Consider the following 18837-nt stretch of genomic DNA (forward strand, 5'->3'; position numbering starts at 1 on the left):
AATTGAAGAAAAACTTGAATTTAAAATTGGAAGATCGTGATACACTTCATTTAAAAGTAACGAATGTAATACGACAAGAGATATTAAATGGTAATTTTGAGCCCGGGGAAAGATTAGTTCAAGAAGAGCTAGCTAATTCTTTAGGAGTAAGTAGAATGCCTGTACGAGAAGCTTTACGATTGTTAGAAGCAGAGGGATTAATTCAACTTGAACCTCACAAAGGTGCAATCGTGAAATCCATGAATGTGGAAGATGTAGAAGAAATATATGAAATGAGGTCAAGGCTTGAAGGGTTAGCTGTAAGTATAAGTGCAAATAAGCTAAGTGAAGAAGAGATTATCGAATTGGAAAAGTTGACTATGCAAATGAAAAACAATAATGAGGAAGAAGACTTTGTAAAAGCAAATATAGAATTTCATTCTATATTAATGAAGCACTGTAACTGGAAAAGATTGATTGGTGTGATTGAAAAGCTATGGAATGGATTTCCCCAACAAACACCTACCATGCTGTCAGGGCAAATAGATCAATCAAATAAAGAACATGAACAGATTTTAGAAGCAATCAAAAGAAATGACGCAGAACATGCAGGAGTTCTTGTGTCGAATCATATTAAACGAACCGGTAATTTACTGGTTAAAAATATGCAGGAGAATAGAAAGAAAAGGTAAAATAGAACTCAAAGACAGTATACCTTTATTCTCTTGACTAAACCTTATCAAAAGATAAGGTTTTTTTGCGCACTTTAAGTAAACAGATGTTAATTGCAAGTGAGGTAATACAAATACAGCTTAAACTCAGTAAATAAAAGAGATTGAAAAAGGGAAATCACAGTAGTTAAATTAAAACTCAAAATAAATTGTTAAAATATTTCGAATATGTAGACAAATTAAATTGGATCCAGTATCCTATTATTATATAAAATAATAAAAGGAGTGATACGCTGTTGAAACTACAAGGTAGTATTCAAATAAATGAAGTGGGTTTGAGAGATGGGCTTCAATTAGAAGATCGGATATTATCGGTCGAACAAAAAATCAAATTAGTAGATGCTCTTATTGATGCAAATGTTAAGACTATTGAATTTGGTTCATTTGTTCATCCAAAGCTTGTACCTCAAATGAAAAATTCCAGAGACCTATATGAATTGATATCTGAAAAGCATCAAGATATTGACTTTATTGCGCTAATTCCTAATTTAAAAGGGGTAATTCTTGCAGCAGAAGTAGGAGTTCAACGGGTGAATACAGTTCTTTCGGCTAGCAATACTCATAATCTTCAAAATGTAAGAAAAACTAAAAGACAATCATTAGAAGAATTTTTAAGAATAAAGGAATATTGTGAAGAGAAGGAGATATTGCTTGATTGTTCTATAGCTACTACATTCGGTTGCCCATTTGAAGGGGACATTCACGAAGAAGTCATCTTTTCAATTATCGAGAGCGTTATCCAAGCTGGAGTGAATGTAATTACTTTAGCAGATACAACGGGTATGGCAAACCCAAAACAGGTCTATGATCTTTCTAAAAATGTGTTGGAAAAATGGCCAAACCAACCTTTTAATTTACATTTTCATAACACAAGAGGAATGGGTTTGGCAAACGTATTAGGAGGGATCCAGGCGGGTATTAGTAGTTTCGATGCATCACTGGGTGGCCTGGGAGGTTGTCCGTTTGCACCAGGAGCAACAGGAAATATTTGCACAGAAGATGTAGTTCATATGTTAGAAGAGATGCAGTTGAAAACAGATATTTCCTTAGATGACTTATTGGAAGCTTCCAAGATGTTACGAAGCATATTAGATCATGAGCTGCCTGGACAAATTCTCAAATCTGGAAAGAGTTCCAGACTATATCCTGTTCCAGCGATTTAGTAAACAATATTACTGCGAAAAAATGATAGTACAAGGAGCTGGAAGATATGAAACAATGGGAAACCATCATTTTAGAAAAAAGTGATCGTCTTCAAGGTGTATATATCATAACTTTAGATCGGCCTGATTCTATGAATGCTCTAAATACACAAATGGGCAATGATCTGATTGAATGCTTGAAAATGCTGAAAAAACAAAGTGATTGCAGGGTTTTACTACTAACAGGTTCAGGAGAAAAAGCTTTCTGTGTCGGGGCTGATCTAAAGGAAAGAAATGGAATGACAAAAGAAGAATGGAAAAATCAACATGATATTTTTGAGGAAGTGACATTATTAATTCGTGAATTTCCCTTTCCAGTGCTAGCTTTACTCAATGGTTACGCACTTGGTGGCGGCTTTGAAATAGCGTTAAGTTGTGACATGAGAATTGCTGCCTCTAATGTAAAGTTAGGTTTTCCAGAAGTAAAGATTGGAATTTTGCCAGGGATAGGAGGCACACAACTATTAACACGATTGGTGCCTACTGGTTTAGCGAAAGAATTACTATTTAGTGGTAAACAAATATCTGCCTCAGAAGCTGAGAAGATAGGGTTAATTAATAAAGTAATCAGTACTGATAACAATATAGAGGAAGCGCTTTCATTTGTAAAAAATATCGCGAAAAATGCTCCTATTTCTCTTCAACAGATTAAAATGGCTGTGAATGCTGGCTCTCAAGTAGATTTAACCACCGCTTTAAAGATCGAACTTCAAGCTTATTATAAATGTGCAGATTCTGAAGATAGATTAGAAGGAATCCAGGCATTCAATGACAAAAGAGAGCCAGTTTGGCAAGGTAAATAATAATCGGAAATCGTTCTCAAAATGAAAATTTTATAGATGACTAGGAGGAATTAAAATGACTACAAGTACAGTAACAGACCTTGATATAATTCGGAAAAGTGTTCGATCCCTTTGTGCGAAGTTCCCTGAAACATATTGGAAGGAATTAGATGAAAAGAAAGCGTATCCAGAAGAATTCATTAAAACCCTAACACAAGAGGGATGGTTATCAGTTCTTATTCCTGAAGAATATGGCGGTGCAGGTTTAGGAATGAAGGAAGCTAGCGTAATTCTTGAAGAAGTGAACAGATCTGGTGGAAACGCAGGTGCAGGGCATGCGCAAATGTATACAATGGGAGCAGTACTTCGTCATGGGAACCAAGAACAAAAACAAAGATTCCTCCCTAAAATCGCCAGTGGTGAACTCCGCCTTCAAGCATTTGGAATTACCGAACCTACAGCTGGAAGTGATACAACAAGCATCACGACTACAGCGGTAAAGAAAGGTAATCGATATATTGTAAATGGACAAAAAATTTGGATTTCACGTACAGAACATTCAGATTTGATGTTACTTTTAGCAAGAACCACACCTAAGGAACAGGTTGCCAAAAAGACCGATGGGTTAAGTTTATTCTTGCTTGATATGAAAGACCAAAAAGATAATATTACAATTCGGCCAATAGACACAATGATTAACCATCACACAACAGAAGTATTCTTTGAGAATGTAGAAATACCAGAAGAAAATTTAATAGGTGAAGAAGGAAAAGGATTTCGTTATGTACTTAGTGGAATGAATGCAGAACGAATTCTTATTGCCGCTGAAAGCATTGGCGATGGATTATATTTCATTGATAAATCTGTTCAATACGCAAATGAGAGAGTAGTATTTGACCGCCAAATCGGACAAAATCAAGGAGTTCAGTTTCCAATTTCCCAGTCCTATATGGAGATTCAAGCAGCTCAATTAATGAGAGATAAAGCAGCGGAAATGTTCGACAAAGGTGAAAACTGTGGAGCAGAAGCTAATATGTCGAAGTATTTGGCAACAGAAGCTACTTGGAAGGCTGCTAATGCTGCTATGACTACATATGGTGGCTACGGTTTTGCTACTGAATATAATATTGAAAGAAAGTTTCGTGAAGCACGATTGTTTATTGTGGCCCCAGTTACTAATAATCTTGTATTGAGTTATGTTGGCCAACATGTTTTAGGATTACCACGATCATTTTAATCCCTGATGATATTTTATAAGAATTAAATAATACCTTAAAAGTCGATCTTTATCCGGAGTTTTCAGCCAACAAGGATCGACTTTTAAATGTACAATGGTAGTATTCGTATAATACTAATTATTGGTTAAATTGTAAAGTGACAATAAAGTCATATAATAAGTAGATTAGACGACACCAGTTCAATGTTCCTCGGTAATCCTTCCGGAAGGTATCGAAAAAAAGAATTAGTTGTCCCTTATAATTTTTAATAGGTTACTTTCTAATTGTTTTATCAGTAGTTGCAATTATTAAGTCAGTGAATTGTTGTCTTAAAAAATAATAATTCTGGAGTACTTTGAAGAAGGGAAATTTTTCTCTTCTTTTTTTATACATAAATAAGAACTTATGTTCTATAATATGAGTTATAGGATGAATGGAGATGTTCTTATGACGCTTAAAGATCGTGGAAACATAAAGTGGCAATCGTCGATGTTCCTGCCCGAACACGTTAAACTGCTTAAAGACTTAAATAAGGATTATTATCGTCAAGTAAAGCCAATATTAGATGAATACCAGTTAGAGGAGTTTGAGAACAAGATACACACTGCTATGGAGTTTAGTTCAACTGTAAAGTTTACTGTTTTTGAAGATGGTTTTGATTGGGAATATACGGGAATAATACACAGATTAGATCCGTTGACAAAGCTGATTCATTTAGAGTTGGAGAAAGATAAGGGGCATATTATTAGGGTGAAGTTTGAGGATCTTGTAGCTGTAGATGTAATAAAGTGAAGATATAACTAATACTGAAACATCTACTTGTTTAAAATAATGAATTGCTAAAGCATCCTTTCGAGGGTGTTTTTTTACAAGGGTGCGGAATAGGTAGATGTTAGGCATAGTACTGATACGTCTCAGTGAGGTTTTCTTTAGCTTTTACATTATCTACCTCAGAGAATATTGTAATATTAGTGCTACAATTATCTTGAGGTGATAACTTTGTTTATTTCTCCAATGCTTTTGCACAAAACAGAGCAACCCTTTGAGGATGATGATTTTATAACCGAGCTCAAGGTATCTCCATAAATGTTCATGTACGTTATTTGAAATTATATCCATATGCTTATATAACATTTGTTTTAGTCTAATTGATTGTGTGTACATAATTATTTCACTGTACATAAATAGCAGATATTAACGGATATCTTTGTACAAGAGTTAATTATATTTTCTTGTTAAACTAACAGGTGCTTTACTTCATTACCAGGAGCTGATCAGCAGCTCCTTTTCGTGCGCCCGGCATGGGTGCAATCTATAGGGTGAAAGTCCCGAACCATGAAGGCAGTAGTAGTGGTTAGCTTAATGCAAGGGTGTCCACGGTGACGTGGAATCTGAAGGAAGCAAGCGGCAAACCTTCGGTCTGAGGAACACGAACTTCATATAAGGCTAGGTATCATTGGATGAGTTTGCGAAACAAAACAAAGTCCTTACTGCCGAAGGTGGTACAGAGTAAATGAAGCAGATAGATGGAGGGAAAGATTGCACTCTTACCCGGGGAGGTCTGATGACAGCCAAGTACACTTGGTAACCTGTCCAGTGATGGACAGCTGAATCATCAGAAGTCAGCAGAGGTCATAGTACTTGTCTACTCGAGAAGATAAGGAAGGACCGAACAGATTAAGGAGGATGAATACTAGGCGTTCGTTATCTGCGAAGAAGCAAACAATTCCTAACGGAACTTATTTGAAGGAAGATGTGGTGAATACACGGGGAACTTCAAAAGGGTGGAGCAGATAAAGGCACAAATAGACCATTTATCCACGTAGAAAGGATATCAACGATGTTAATGGAACAGATACTAGAGAGGGAAAACTTAATACAGGCATTGAAGCGTGTAGAAAGAAATAAGGGAAGCCATGGTGTAGATGGAATGCCGGTTCAAAACCTGAGACCGCACCTCGCAACCGAATGGTACAACATGAAAACTTCCCTTTTACAGGGTACCTATCAACCGAAGCCCGTCCGTCGTATCGAAATCCCGAAACCAAACGGCGGAGTTCGGCTATTGGGTATTCCAACCGTTCTAGACCGTTTCATTCAACAAGCCATTGCCCAAATATTAACCAGGATATATGACTCAACCTTTTCGGAGAATAGCTATGGTTTTCGCCCTAACAAACAAGGGCACCAGGCGGTTCCAAAGGCAAAGTCCTATATAACCGAAGGTTATACATGGGTAGTGGATATGGACTTGGAGAAGTTCTTCGATAAAGTGAATCATGACAAGCTCATGGGAATGTTAGAGAGGAAAATTGAAGATAAACGAGTTCTCAAACTGATTCGTAGATTCCTTCAAGCAGGCATTATGATAGGCGGACTTTTTCATAAAAGTGAGGAGGGAACTCCGCAAGGAGGTCCGTTAAGTCCTTTATTATCTAATATCATGTTAGACGATTTAGATAAAGAACTAGAGAAACGCAATCTTCGATTCGTAAGGTATGCGGATGACAGTACTATCTTTGTGAAGACACGAAAAGCCGCCAAACGTGCAATGGGAAATATCTCAAGCTTCATTGAAAATAAACTGAAGCTAAAGGTCAACTACGAGAAGTCGAAGTATGATCGCCCTTGGAACAGAACGTTTCTCGGTTTTAGTTTCACGAAGTCAAAGAAGAACCCGAAGGTTCTACTGGCTAAACAAACGGTGAAGAGAGTAAAGAAACGAATCAGGGAAATGACCTCGAGAAAATTACCGAAACCCATGAAACTCCGAATAAATAAGTTAAAGCAATACCTTAGAGGTTGGATGGGTTATTTCGCCCTCATTGATACTCCGAACGTTTTGAAGAATTTAGATTCATGGATTCGAAGAAGACTCAGGATGTGCCTATGGAAGCAATGGAAATTGCCAAGAACGAGAGTGAGGAAACTCAAAGGATTAGGCGCCCCATTTGGAAAAGCGTATGAATGGGGAAATAGCAGAAAGGGTTATTGGCGCATAGCGCATAGTCCTATTCTAGACAAAACCCTTAATAATGTTTATTGGCACCACCAAGGGTTAGTAAATCTATATGAATGATATACAAAACTACGTCAGACTTAAACTGAACCGCCGTATACCGAACGGTATGTACGGTGGTGTGAGAGGTCGGAGGCTAGGCGCCTCCTCCTACTCGATTTTTCACGGACAATTTATCAATTAAGGTGTACCATTACTTTTAGTTCCGTTACATCTTCCTTGAGAGGTTGATAATCTAAAAAATGCCATTTCAAAAGCGTAAAAATACGCTTATAGTAAGGTGAACAAAGCTACATCATCACTTTATTATTTTTTCTACAATCAGCAGTCCACACATGTTGAATGTGTCTCGCAGCTCATTTTAAAAGAAGGCAACTAACCCTTATGGGAGTTGCCTTCTTATGTTTATTGTAATGGATTTACAAAGCTGTATTTAATATGAATTGTTATGTCTAACGGGTGCGATTCCCAATAATGAAGTATCGCTTTTTCTTATTCGAGTAAAAGGAAGTTTTATGGAAGAAGGAGTTTGTGTATTATTTGTAGAAGTTTAAAAAGTTACAAACGAATGGTTTGAGGAATTTCTCTGAACGACCTAATTTTTATTTTAGGAGGGAACAACATGGAAGTTTTTGCGAAATATTTAGCGGGTATCGATAACCCCGAGCACTGCGAACGAACAGAGGAAATTTTGGCGTGGGTTGCTAATATATTCCCCAATTTGGAATCACAAATCAAGTGGAATACGCCAATGTTTTCCGATCACGTTTGGCAACAATATGGTAATAACCATAGCAATAATCCAAATGATGTCTTCATAATTGAGGTATGGACAGAGCGAGGTTATTCGCTTTGTCGTTTCTTTATTAATTATGAAATAAGAATGCAAGGGGTTGTCCAGAAAGTCAGTGAAAACTAACTGACTGGCGGCCTTTTTATTTCTGCTCTTTTCCCGCCCTTTCCACGGTCGAGCGTCGAGCTTAGTGTAGATTTTATCTGTGTCCTTTAGCTTAATTCCGCTACTTAATTAACAAGGTTCGTTAGTTTTTTTATGCCATTTATAGAAATTGCGAAGGATTTTAATTAAATACCATGAAAATAAACTTCTGTAACAGATAAAAAAGACAATACCAAAGAAGACCCATTCCATTCCGTAAATAATGGAACCAATAAAAATACCCTTAACTAATGAATCACTATAGGATTTTATTCATCTACAAAAGTTCCTAAATAATCGCAGAGAAAAATAATTTATTCCTTTTCGATTTGTGTAGACGGTGCAGCCTTTTTTATTTGCTGAAAATCGATTGAAATAGTACTAATGAGTACATTCACCAAGTTTCATTCATATAGAGATAACCTGATTTTAAACAATTCTCGATATTCATTAACAACCAAGTATATTTTGCCCGCCGATGGTCATTATAAATAAAGAAGAAGGGGCTAGTGATTACGTATGATTCACATCATATAGTAAATGAGGTGTCGGTTAAAGACGTTTAACTTAACTACTGGAAGCTTCATTAAAAAATCGATTCGAGCAAGGAGATGGTTCTCTTGCACGTAAAAGCAGAAAACTCATTCAATAATTGTCATTTATGCTTTGAAAGTTGATAATACTTTTAAGATATAGGGGATGGTTGCTTTGGATGGTAAACTCTAGTCAGATACCAGTATTTACTCTAATGTAGATGAGGTGTTTATCGCAGAGAATTTATGCTGATTCGAAATGAAGCAAACCCCTTTTTCAGACAGGGTGCAACTTTCCGTTGCATCCTGTTTTTATGTATTTTCTTTTCTTGTTATCACTAGGGTGAGCCATTTTATGTTATAAAAAGAACACAATAAGGAAAAGCATATGTGTAACAAGATGATAAAAAAATAATACACTAATATCTGAGAAGGCATAAATCAAACAAGAAGGATGGGATCCTGATGGTTGATGAAAATAAACAAAAAAACAAACGGGAACAATGGAAAAAGCAATTTATGAATAATCTGAAGAAGGAAGCTGTCAAAAATATCATAGCAGGAATGGGAGACCTAGCAAAATTAGATGCTAAAGTCAATAATACTTACACTGTATACATCAAGGATGGAAGGGTGATAAAGCAACCTACAAATGGGAAGCGTGTTGTCATTAATGGAAAAGTCCAAAATTAACAGAGAAGAGTTAGGAAAAACATTAAGGATTTCTTTATTAATTTAACTCAAGCTCCTCTTCAATTAAAAGATTTCTACAATCCAATTTTTAATAAAGAAATAATGACAAGGAATCACTGCGATTTGGCAGGACCACCACAATTGTTATAGGGATGATTCCCATTCCTAAGCAGCATAAGCAAATAAGGAAGGTAAGGTCATCAACCTTGTAGCTATTTGGACATAGGGTATATAACAACAAATAAATATGATATAAAAAGAGGAGGGATATGCCCTCTTTTTTTATAATTCATCCAAAAATCTGCGATTGAATTGAATGACATTGTGAGGAACTGTATTAGATATGTCTTTATGGAATTAATTCCTTCTTCAACAACTAGTTTGGTCGAATCGAAAATCTTTTCTTACTTTTTATCAAATATTCTTTTACACATTTGATTTCCATGACAAATGATACATTCAACAATTCTTGTGGTTCCCCTGGTTATTCCAACAATTCGGATTCGTATAAACCTATTCAGGGGTATAACCAATTTCATATGATACAAATCAGTCATTCATTTTTAATATCTTTTAAATGACCGGAACGTACGACTTTAGTTTTTAAATATTTTTCATTAAACTCGGAAATATCTCCCCATAACGGAACTCTGCCTGCAACATTGGCACCTGAGTTTTGAAGGGCTTCTAATTTTCTCGGATTGTTGGTGATAAGAGTCACTGGATTAGAACGCAGGTTTTTTAACACTCGAATGGCGTCATCATAGTTACGTGCATCATCCACAAATCCAAGCTCCAAATTCGCTTCCACCGTATCCAAGCCTTTTTCTTGCAGAACATAAGCCATGGCTTTACTAAATAATCCGATGCCTCTTCCTTCGTGATTCGCTAAATAAAATAAAGCACCAGATCCATGAGTCGCAATCATTTTCATAGCCTGCTTTAATTGAAAGCCACAATCACAGCGTTTGCTGCCAAATATATCCCCAGTATGACAAATACTATGCATACGGATAAGGGCATCGGAGGAGCTTTGAAAATCTCCATACAGTAACACACTTGATTGCTGCATTTCCGCTAAGTTTGAAGAGGCTAAAGTTTCAATGATCTTTTCTATATTATAAGTGCCGTCACCACAAAAATGACCTGCCATATTCTCACATCGTAACCAGCAATACCATTGGAATATAATTGTTTCGCCCTCTAAGTTAACTGGTAATTTGATGGGGCCGACTAAATAAATGGATGTTTCATCACTTTTAATAACGTTAATTTTATCTTCTAATATCAAAGCCACTTTTTCATTAATCATTTAATTCCTCCTGATGCTTCAAAATATTTAGTTTACTGTTTGCATAATAATATTTTGGACAATTTATACTACGCTTAATAGTTCTTTTCATATTGTACCCAATCCATTCTTTGTGAATCTTTTTATAAGTAGAAAAAAACTCCAAATTTACTAAAGCAAAGGACAAGAGTAAAAGTCCCCTTTTTTGGTGATGGAAAATTCATATCCATACTCTAAATTTAACAAGACCCTTACAACAACCTCAATGACGAGGAACTGCAGTTTGTACCCATTGTTTTATTCAAGGGGCTAGATAGTGAAATTTTTTTCTGGAACATGCATATAATCGAAGGTGAAAAGGAGTTATTTAGTCCTTGGTGATAGTTGAAATTGGAAAACATTTCCGTTAACATGGAATAAGAATCATATATTAGGAGGTTATACATTGGCTTTACAAATCAATCAAGTTACGAAAAAGTTCGGGGATTTCACAGCTGTCAATCAGCTTGATTTAACTATTCCCGAGAAAGAAATGTTCGGTTTTTTAGGTGGGAACGGAGCGGGAAAAACGACCACGTTCCGGATGATACTCGGCCTGCTTGACCCCACTGAAGGGGAAGTGATCTGGGAAGGTAAGAAAATTGATTATACGACCAGTTCATTGATTGGCTATCTTCCTGAGGAACGCGGACTATATCCAAAACTGAAGGTCCGTGATCAAATTGTGTATTTGGCTAGATTAAGAGGGATGAACAAACGGGATGCTTTGAAAGAGTTGGAGTATTGGTTAGACCGCTTTATGGTACCCGAGTACATCGATAAACGAGTTGAAGAGCTTTCAAAGGGAAATCAGCAAAAAATCCAGCTGATCGCCTCCATGATTCATAAACCTAAATTACTTATCCTTGACGAACCCTTCAGTGGGCTGGATCCGGTTAATGTGGAAATACTGAAGAAAGCGGTCATCGACTTAAAGGACGGAGGCACTACAATCGTTTTCTCGAGCCATCGCATGGAGCATGTTGAGGAGATGTGTGAGCATCTTTGCATCATGCATAAAGGTTCCCCCGTTGTGGCTGGTAAATTAAAAGAAATTAAGCGTTCTTTTGGTAAAAAGAATGTGTCAATTAAAGCTGATTTTGATTTATCATTCTTGGATACTTATTCAGGTGTAACAAAAGTTAAGAACACGATGGAAGGGAAAATTCTTCAAGTCACTGGTGAAGATGTAGCTGAGAACATGATTCGTGACCTTGTTCCAAGGGGTTTCGTTCGAAAATTCGAATTGGAAGAACCATCGCTGACAGATATTTTCATTGAAAAAGTAGGTGCTGTCTATGAATAAATTTTGGATTGTCCTTTCCCATACATATCTATCAAAATTAAAAACGAAATCCTTCATCATTTCTACAATCATAATGATGGCCTTGATTCTCGTCCTTACGAATATTTCGAAACTTATAGATTCATTCGATAGTGATGATCAGGAAAAGGTTGCCGTCATCGATCAGACTGAAGCTGGCTTATTTGATTCATATAAAAATGGGGTAGCAGGTGTGAACGAAGGAATCTCGATCATATCCGCCCAGGATGAAAAGAAAGCGGAGGAAATGGTCAGCTCAGAAGAAATCGTTGGGTATCTGGTAATCGAAAAGGATGATGCCTCAGGGTTCAAAGGAACGTATAAAGCGAATCAAATTTCAGATTCTGCGGTTAGTAATGATTTGCTTTTAGCGCTTACCCAATTGAAGGGTCAAAAAACTGCGAAGGAATTGAATTTGACAGAGCAGCAAATCGCTCAATTGAATACGCCGCCAGCATTTGATACGATTGCGCTTCAGAAAAATGCCAAAACGGAAGAGGATCTTAATCAAGCGCGAGGTCTCGTGTATGTGCTCCTATTTGTCATTTACTTCGGTGTGTTGATGTATGCAACGATGATTGCCATGGAAGTAGCCACTGAAAAAACATCACGAGTCATGGAAATCCTGATTTCAAGTGTTCCGCCAGTCACACAGATGTTTGCCAAAATAATGGGTGTTGCTTTGCTTAGTCTTACTCAAATGATTTTATTTTTTGGAGTGGGTTATTTCTCGATTAAACAAAACTTGACAGAAATGGATGAAGGATTCTTCTCGTTTTTTGGTTTCGGCAGCACCGATATCTCGACGATCATTTATGCAATCATTTTCGCTTTGCTTGGTTATTTTCTGTACGCAACTCTTGCGGCATGCCTTGGGTCCGTTGTCAGCAAAATTGAAGATGTCCAGCAAATGATTTCACCGATGACCATGTTAGTTGTCATTGCCTTCATGATTGCGATGTTTGGACTGGGGAATCCGTCAGCGAGTTATATTACGATTACATCATTCATTCCATTTTTCACGCCTATGATCATGTTCTTGCGCGTAGGCATGCTTGATGTTCCATTCTGGGAAATCGCCATCAGCATTGCAGTGTTGATTCTAACCATTGTTTTACTTGGAATAATCGGAGCAAAAATCTATCGTGGCGGAGTCTTGATGTACGGTAGCTCAAAATCACTGAAAAGCATCAAGAATGCCCTGCAACTATCAAAGAAAAATTAAAAGAAACCTGAAAATATATTCCATTTATGCAACCACGATTAGGAGTGAATTATGATGAGCAATCTGGTAACTTTGACGATAGCATCAGAAGCGTTTCTCTTGCTATCCTTTATCATTATGATTTTATCAACAAGGAACCCGAAATGGAATGTTCTCTTAGTCATCCTGCTGATCATTGGAGGTGCACCGCTTCTATATTTAGCCATAGATCACGTGAAAAGCGATTATATGGATGCAAATATTGGATTGGGTCTGGCCTTTATGTTTACCTGGATCTATAGCGTAGTAGCCTTTATCATTGCCATCATCCTTTTAGTGAAAAAGAAAAGGAATAATAATATTTCAAAAGAACTGTAATTATCGCTTTTTGGAATCTGAAATCATATGAAAATAAAAACTTTTATATAAATGCAGTGGATACATAAAAAAAATGTATTCACTGCATTTTTTTTATGTTTACGATAATGCACAGCCGATAAGTTCCGGAACATTCTTTAATGATGTCTTGTCAGCCAGAGAAATCATACTTTCTTTAAATGTGACATTCCTGTAACAAACATTTTCTACAATAAATGTTGAATTGAGAGCTAGAAAATATAACGTTTAGGAGAGAATTATATGAAGTCCATTAAAATTTTGATTTCCTTTATAATTACAATGTTGGTACTATTCAACTCTGGATGCAATATCATGATTCCTAAGGAAGAGGAAGAGATAGAACTAATAGCTGATACCTCAAGCGGAAAAATTGGTTTTTGGGATGAACAGAAAAGAGGAACGAATTTCATGAATTCCAAATCCTTGCCTGAAAACTATAAAGCAGCCAATGAGTTTAATATTGAATTTATTCGTTTGGCTCCCGATAAATGGGCAAAAGACTATGACTTTTTGTTTAATGACCAGCCTGATGATCATCCTAAAAGAGATTTTTTAATGGGAAACGCAGATGAATACAAAGGTATTGATGAGGAAGATTTTTCTAAATTGAAGTCAGATTTGGATGCTGCGTATGAACGTGGATCTAAGGTTGTTTTGACAGTACTCAGTCTTCCAGGAAACCGGTGGAGACAGTTTAACAATTATGAAAACGATGATCGCATTTGGAAAGATTTTAGATATCATCAACAATCCGCTTTATTCTGGAGAGATCTTGCACAGAGATTGAAAGATCATCCGGCTGTGGTAGGTTATAACTTGATTAATGAACCACATCCCGAAACAGCTACAGGATTCAATGATTTTTGGACAGAGGATTACAGGGAGTGGTATAACAATGTAGAACATACAGCAGCAGATTTAAATGAATTGTATAAAACAATTGTACATTCTGTTCGAACTGTGGATAAAGAAACACCGATTATTCTTAATTCGGGTCTTTATGCCACGCCATGGGCATTTGAATATTTAAAACCAATTAAGGATGATAAGGTTTTATATGCGTTCCATATGTATGAGCCATATGAAATGACAAGTCAAAATAAAAGAAAAGGTTTTAAATATAAATACCCTGGTCCCGTGAGAGTTGGAGAACAGCAAACAGTGAAAACATTTGATAAAAGTGCCTTAAAGGAATTTTTAGAACCTGTTAGGAAGTGGGCAAAAGAAAATAATATACCAGATAATCGTATTATTGCCGAAGAATTTGGTATTAATCGTAGGGTCGAAGGCTCTGACAGGTATATTGATGACTTAATTTCAGTTTTCAATGATTATGGGTGGCATTGGGCCTTTTATGCATTCCGTGAAGATACTTGGGAGGGGATGGATTATCAACTCGGGAATCAGGCGCCTAACTGGAAATACTGGGGGGCGTTGGATAATGGTGAAAAGCCAAACCGAGAAGAAATAGAAATAAATAATCCGATTTGGAATGTGCTGAAAAAGGAATTAATGGGGAAATAACTTCTATTTGTAATAAAACATAAAAAGAAAGTGAAGTCTTATATTAAGGTTTCACTTTTTTGGATGAATAAGGAGAGTTTTCAATGAACATTTTGATAGCTGATGATGAAAAACGGTTGACAGTCATATTGAAGACTTATTTCGAGAAAGAAGGACTTAATGTGTATGTTGCTTATGATGGTGATGAGGCTTTGAACCTCTTCTTTTCTAATAAAATCGATTTGGTTGTGTTGGATTGGATGATGCCGAAATTAAATGGAATGGAAGTCTGTTCTGAAATAAAGAAAGTGAGTTTGGTGAAAGTAGTGATGCTGACAGCTAGATCATCTAATGATGATGAATTCAGTGCACTAGATATTGGAGCCGATGAGTATATACGAAAACCATTTGACCCGCGAATATTGATTCTAAGAGTGAAAAAGATGCTTGGTATGGAAAAAATAGTAGGGATCAGGGATTTGAAAATCGATTTGCTTAGACTGAAAGTATATAAAAATGGTAATGAAGTAAGTCTTTACAAAAAAGAATTTGAGTTGTTGGCATTTTTATATAAAAATAAGGGGCAAATATTGTCCAGGGATACTTTGTTATCAATGGTATGGGGAATGAGTTATATCGGGGAAGAAAGAACAGTCGACACGCATATTAATAGATTGCGGGATAAGATTGGGGCTCACAACATTCTCACTCATAGGGGATTGGGGTATAGCTTCCATGATAAAGAGCAATAAAATAAGCACTAAATTATTATCCATGGTCAGTATAATAATGGTTATCGTTTTCGGTATATCTTATTTATTAAACAACTATTTTTTGTCTGATTATTATTTGTATAAAATGAAGCAAAAACTCACATCAACTTACGATGAAATAAATGATTTGAGTATCAATAAATTAAAGGAAATTGAAAATTCCACTGAAATTACTAACAATGTAACAATCGTTATCATCGAAAATAAAAGTAATATCGATGAACTGAATGAGCTTATGCAATTTAGTCTATATAAAGAAAAAATTCCATTGAATAAGTTTTGGATAACGGAGGATACATTAAAAAAGGTAAACGAGGGTGAAATTGTCAAACAGTTATATAATCAAGGGAAAATAAAGTCAAGCTTGCTGACTTTATTGTATGAGCAGGAGGGTCACCTGGTTTTAATCGGTACAGTTGTCGTTCATAATACCGATGCCATGGAAATTATCAATCAACTAAATTTTTACTCCATTGTTTTCGGTATCATCATCATCTTATTGTTAGTCGCATATTATTCCAAAAAAATCATTACTCCATTAGAAAAGCTACAAAGTGTGGCAAAAGATATTGCCAATTTGAACTTTAAACAAGTAGATATAAAGTCAGGAGATGAAATAGAGGAATTATCTCACAGTATCAATGATATGAGCACTCGCTTAAAAAATGCCCATTTACAATTGGAAATGAAAAATCAGAATTTAAATTCATTGGTAACAAACATATCCCATGAGGTGAAGACACCGTTATCATTAATACAAGCCTATACAATCGGCATAATGGATGGCTTAGATGATGGGACATATACAAATGTTATCTTGGAACAAGTGAAAAATACATCTGATATGGTAGATCATTTAATTATGCTTGCTAAAGTGCAAGCCTTGGATGCCAGCAAAGAAACGTTCGATTTAAGAGAGTTTCTCCAAAAGTTAATTTTCCATTATAAAGCTCTATTGAATAACGCTGGCATAGAAGTTCGCGATCACTTAGATTCAGCTGAGAAATGCATGGTAAAAGCAGATAAAAGACAAATGGATATTGTATTTAACAACCTTATTAGCAACGCCATTAAGTATGGGGAAGAAGATTTTTTTGTCATAACATTGGAGAATGATTTTGACGGCAGTTTGAAATTCGAAATAAAAAATAAAACAACAATAGTAAAAGAAGAACATTTGCAAAATATATGGGATTCTTTTTATGTGATAGAAAAATCGAGAAATAAAGAAATTTCTGGAACGGGATTGGGCTTAGCAATAGTAGCCAATATATTGGCTAAAAATGATTTAAGATATGAAGTTACTTTAAACGAGATGAATATTCATTTTACGATATGGTTTGAAACACAGTAGGGCATCACCACATTGGTGATGCTTTTTTTGTCATACTGTTGTGACATATGAAAGGTACTATATTAATCAGAGATGGACTTTCGATGTTCCAAATAAGGGATGAAAAGGGGAAGAAAAGTGAAACGAGCAAGATTAGGGAAAATTATTATTTTTGCATTGATATTGATAGGAGCTCTGAATTTTATAAAATTATTTGATATTAACTCAATTTCTACAGAAAAAATGAAAGAAATTCAAAATGTTATTGATGAGACAAGTATTGGGAAAATACAAGTGAACTGGAAAGACGTTGCTGCGATAGCGAGTGTGGAATATGCACTAGACACAATGACAAAGCAAGAAATAGAAAAGACGGCAAATCTGTTTATTGAGAAGAAGAAAAATCAATATCGATTGAAAGAGGTTGATGAAGTGATTGAAGCGTTAGGTTATAGTGAAAAACAAAAAAAAGAAGTCCATGCATATTTGAAATATTTAAATGCTGAGGGTACTAGCTCAAATAAAGAAAATAAAGATAGCTTGCAAGTGAGTTTCATTTCCAGCATAAAAGAGGGGGCCATTGATAATTATAAAGAAAATGGTATTCTTCCTTCTATTACAATAGCACAAGCTATATTGGAATCCGGTTGGGGAAAATCAGAGTTGTCTGTGAAGTATAACAATATATTTGGGATAAAAAGTTATAACTGGGATGGCAAGTCGGCAAATATTAGTACGAGAGAATTTCATGAAGAGAATATTCAAGCTGATTTTAGAGTGTATGATACGATTTCCGATTCTCTCCAAGATCATGCAGCTTTTTTAACTAAAAATCCCCGATATGAAAAGAATGGTTTATTTTCTTCTAAAACTTATACGGAGCAGGCGACAGCATTACAAGAAGCAGGGTATAGTACAATAGAAAATGAAGCGGGCGAGAAAATATATAGTGAGTTATTAATAGAATTGATTAGGCAGTATCAATTACAATTGATTGATAGTGAAGCACATCTTAATTATGGTTAATGTTTTAATAAACTGTATGGATGATCTGCTAATTACCTGTCCCTTAAACAGTATATTGTGAAAGTGAGTTTAGTTGCTAGAAAGACCTAATCCCAATGATATGAATAAAGAACTAAGATTTTAGTAAATAATGAACATAAAACTAATTCTTTGCATAGGGTAGGAGGGTATGGTATATTAATTTTCGAGGAGGGATGGGAATGGATGAAATGATGAATAGTCAAGATTCTATGAATGAAGAAGAATGCTGTACGACTTCTTCTCACGGCCGAAAGAGTCATCACTCAGAAGCAGTAAAAAAGAATTTAACAACCCGGTTAAATCGAATCGAAGGTCAAATTCGCGGTATAAAGGGTCTTATTGAAAAAGATACGTACTGTGATGATGTGATTACCCAAATAGCAGCTACACAAAGTGCGATGAATAGTGTGGCCAAGATTTTATTGGAAGGCCATCTAAGGAATTGTGTGGTCGAACGCCTGAATGATGGGGATACAGAGGTTATAGATGAAGTGCTTGTAACGATACAAAAATTAATGAAAAAATAAAGGAGTAGTGGTTAAAATGGAAAAGGTAACATTGAATGTAAGTGGAATGTCTTGTGGTCATTGTGTGAATGCAGTTGAAGGGAATGTAGGTAAACTGGCAGGTGTTGAAAGCGTAAAAGTGCATTTGGATGCAGGCAAAGTGGATGTAGCGTTTGATCATGAAAAAGTATCACTTGAAAAAATAAAAGAAACGATTGATGATCAAGGCTACGATGTCGAGTAAGATTTGAGGGTGCTGTTAAAGCACTTCTTTTTTACAAAGAATTATACCCCATAGCGGTATAGGAAGGCGGGGATGATGTGA

At 35.9% G+C, this 18837-nt stretch carries 18 protein-coding genes; 17 read left to right on the forward strand and 1 reads right to left on the reverse strand.

Features of this window, described 5'->3' with window-relative positions:
* Positions 1-14: 14 nt before the first annotated feature.
* The 8 genes from ABIE66_RS11055 (at position 15) to ABIE66_RS11090 (ending at position 9093) form a co-directional block, all read left to right on the forward strand.
* On the forward strand, positions 15-671 hold the full coding sequence (locus ABIE66_RS11055; protein ID WP_370014700.1) for a GntR family transcriptional regulator: 657 nt from the start codon (positions 15-17) through the stop codon (positions 669-671).
* Positions 672-946: 275 nt separating this feature from the next.
* The gene (locus tag ABIE66_RS11060; protein WP_370014701.1) at positions 947-1873 is read left to right on the forward strand and encodes a hydroxymethylglutaryl-CoA lyase; all 927 of its coding nucleotides are present in this window, start codon (positions 947-949) and stop codon (positions 1871-1873) included.
* Between the two features lie 47 nt (positions 1874-1920).
* Positions 1921-2715, forward strand: a complete 795-nt coding sequence (locus ABIE66_RS11065; RefSeq protein ID WP_370014702.1) for an enoyl-CoA hydratase/isomerase family protein — start codon at positions 1921-1923, stop codon at positions 2713-2715.
* Between the two features lie 55 nt (positions 2716-2770).
* Entirely contained in the window at positions 2771-3931 is a 1161-nt protein-coding gene (locus tag ABIE66_RS11070; protein WP_201225323.1) for an acyl-CoA dehydrogenase family protein, read from the forward strand.
* A 427-nt stretch (positions 3932-4358) separates the two neighbouring features.
* Positions 4359-4703, forward strand: coding sequence for a YolD-like family protein (locus tag ABIE66_RS11075; RefSeq protein WP_289324719.1), 345 nt, complete (start codon positions 4359-4361; stop codon positions 4701-4703).
* A 1048-nt stretch (positions 4704-5751) separates the two neighbouring features.
* Complete coding sequence (ltrA, locus tag ABIE66_RS11080) at positions 5752-6990, forward strand: group II intron reverse transcriptase/maturase (protein WP_370014703.1); 1239 nt, start codon at positions 5752-5754, stop codon at positions 6988-6990.
* Between the two features lie 562 nt (positions 6991-7552).
* Complete coding sequence (locus ABIE66_RS11085; protein WP_370014704.1) at positions 7553-7849, forward strand: hypothetical protein; 297 nt, start codon at positions 7553-7555, stop codon at positions 7847-7849.
* A 1016-nt stretch (positions 7850-8865) separates the two neighbouring features.
* Complete coding sequence (locus ABIE66_RS11090; protein ID WP_289324721.1) at positions 8866-9093, forward strand: hypothetical protein; 228 nt, start codon at positions 8866-8868, stop codon at positions 9091-9093.
* 553 nt (positions 9094-9646) lie between these two features.
* On the opposite strand, the gene ABIE66_RS11095 is transcribed toward ABIE66_RS11090, so the two are convergent.
* Positions 9647-10405, reverse strand: coding sequence for a GTP cyclohydrolase II (locus ABIE66_RS11095; RefSeq protein ID WP_289324722.1), 759 nt, complete (start codon positions 10403-10405; stop codon positions 9647-9649).
* A gap of 424 nt (positions 10406-10829) precedes the next feature.
* On the opposite strand from ABIE66_RS11095, the gene ABIE66_RS11100 reads away from it, so the two are divergent.
* The 9 genes from ABIE66_RS11100 to copZ all read left to right on the forward strand — a co-directional run bounded on the left by ABIE66_RS11100 (position 10830) and on the right by copZ (position 18756).
* Complete coding sequence (locus ABIE66_RS11100) at positions 10830-11729, forward strand: ABC transporter ATP-binding protein (protein WP_289324723.1); 900 nt, start codon at positions 10830-10832, stop codon at positions 11727-11729.
* Positions 11722-12972, forward strand: coding sequence for an ABC transporter permease (locus ABIE66_RS11105; protein ID WP_370014705.1), 1251 nt, complete (start codon positions 11722-11724; stop codon positions 12970-12972). The genes ABIE66_RS11100 and ABIE66_RS11105 overlap by 8 nt, the downstream gene beginning before the upstream one ends.
* A 54-nt stretch (positions 12973-13026) precedes the next feature.
* Positions 13027-13329 carry a hypothetical protein gene (locus ABIE66_RS11110; protein ID WP_370014706.1) on the forward strand — a complete coding sequence of 101 codons (303 nt, stop codon included), beginning with the start codon at positions 13027-13029 and terminating at the stop codon, positions 13327-13329.
* Between the two features lie 333 nt (positions 13330-13662).
* Positions 13663-14874: a glycoside hydrolase family 5 protein gene (locus ABIE66_RS11115; protein WP_370017021.1), complete on the forward strand. Its 1212-nt coding sequence runs from the start codon at positions 13663-13665 to the stop codon at positions 14872-14874.
* Between the two features lie 83 nt (positions 14875-14957).
* A complete protein-coding gene (locus tag ABIE66_RS11120) occupies positions 14958-15605 on the forward strand; it encodes a response regulator transcription factor (protein WP_370014707.1) in 648 nt (215 codons plus the stop codon).
* Positions 15589-16980 (forward strand): sensor histidine kinase, encoded by a 1392-nt coding sequence (locus tag ABIE66_RS11125; RefSeq protein ID WP_370014708.1) that lies wholly within the window; start codon positions 15589-15591, stop codon positions 16978-16980. The genes ABIE66_RS11120 and ABIE66_RS11125 overlap by 17 nt, the downstream gene beginning before the upstream one ends.
* 117 nt (positions 16981-17097) lie before the next feature.
* Complete coding sequence (locus tag ABIE66_RS11130) at positions 17098-17985, forward strand: glycoside hydrolase family 73 protein (RefSeq protein WP_370014709.1); 888 nt, start codon at positions 17098-17100, stop codon at positions 17983-17985.
* Positions 17986-18194: 209 nt separating this feature from the next.
* Complete coding sequence (locus tag ABIE66_RS11135) at positions 18195-18533, forward strand: metal-sensitive transcriptional regulator (protein WP_370017022.1); 339 nt, start codon at positions 18195-18197, stop codon at positions 18531-18533.
* A gap of 16 nt (positions 18534-18549) precedes the next feature.
* Positions 18550-18756 (forward strand): copper chaperone CopZ, encoded by a 207-nt coding sequence (gene copZ / locus ABIE66_RS11140; protein WP_289324730.1) that lies wholly within the window; start codon positions 18550-18552, stop codon positions 18754-18756.
* Positions 18757-18837 lie beyond the last annotated feature (81 nt).

Origin of the sequence: Peribacillus sp. B2I2 (genome assembly GCF_041261685.1) — a bacterium.
GTDB lineage: Bacteria > Bacillota > Bacilli > Bacillales > DSM-1321 > Peribacillus.

Excerpts from the sequence above, each read along its gene's own strand:
- ABIE66_RS11095 (WP_289324722.1), bottom strand. The coding sequence starts at position 10,405 with ATGATTAATGAAAAAGTGGCTTTGATATTAGAAGATAAAATTAACGTT.
- copZ (WP_289324730.1), top strand. The coding sequence starts at position 18,550 with ATGGAAAAGGTAACATTGAATGTAAGTGGAATGTCTTGTGGTCATTGT.
- ABIE66_RS11110 (WP_370014706.1), top strand. The coding sequence starts at position 13,027 with ATGAGCAATCTGGTAACTTTGACGATAGCATCAGAAGCGTTTCTCTTG.
- ABIE66_RS11065 (WP_370014702.1), top strand. The coding sequence starts at position 1,921 with ATGAAACAATGGGAAACCATCATTTTAGAAAAAAGTGATCGTCTTCAA.
- ABIE66_RS11120 (WP_370014707.1), top strand. The coding sequence starts at position 14,958 with ATGAACATTTTGATAGCTGATGATGAAAAACGGTTGACAGTCATATTG.
- ABIE66_RS11090 (WP_289324721.1), top strand. The coding sequence starts at position 8,866 with ATGGTTGATGAAAATAAACAAAAAAACAAACGGGAACAATGGAAAAAG.
- ABIE66_RS11105 (WP_370014705.1), top strand. The coding sequence starts at position 11,722 with ATGAATAAATTTTGGATTGTCCTTTCCCATACATATCTATCAAAATTA.
- ltrA (WP_370014703.1), top strand. The coding sequence starts at position 5,752 with ATGTTAATGGAACAGATACTAGAGAGGGAAAACTTAATACAGGCATTG.
- ABIE66_RS11075 (WP_289324719.1), top strand. The coding sequence starts at position 4,359 with ATGACGCTTAAAGATCGTGGAAACATAAAGTGGCAATCGTCGATGTTC.
- ABIE66_RS11115 (WP_370017021.1), top strand. The coding sequence starts at position 13,663 with ATGATTCCTAAGGAAGAGGAAGAGATAGAACTAATAGCTGATACCTCA.
- ABIE66_RS11135 (WP_370017022.1), top strand. The coding sequence starts at position 18,195 with ATGATGAATAGTCAAGATTCTATGAATGAAGAAGAATGCTGTACGACT.
- ABIE66_RS11070 (WP_201225323.1), top strand. The coding sequence starts at position 2,771 with ATGACTACAAGTACAGTAACAGACCTTGATATAATTCGGAAAAGTGTT.
- ABIE66_RS11085 (WP_370014704.1), top strand. The coding sequence starts at position 7,553 with ATGGAAGTTTTTGCGAAATATTTAGCGGGTATCGATAACCCCGAGCAC.
- ABIE66_RS11125 (WP_370014708.1), top strand. The coding sequence starts at position 15,589 with ATGATAAAGAGCAATAAAATAAGCACTAAATTATTATCCATGGTCAGT.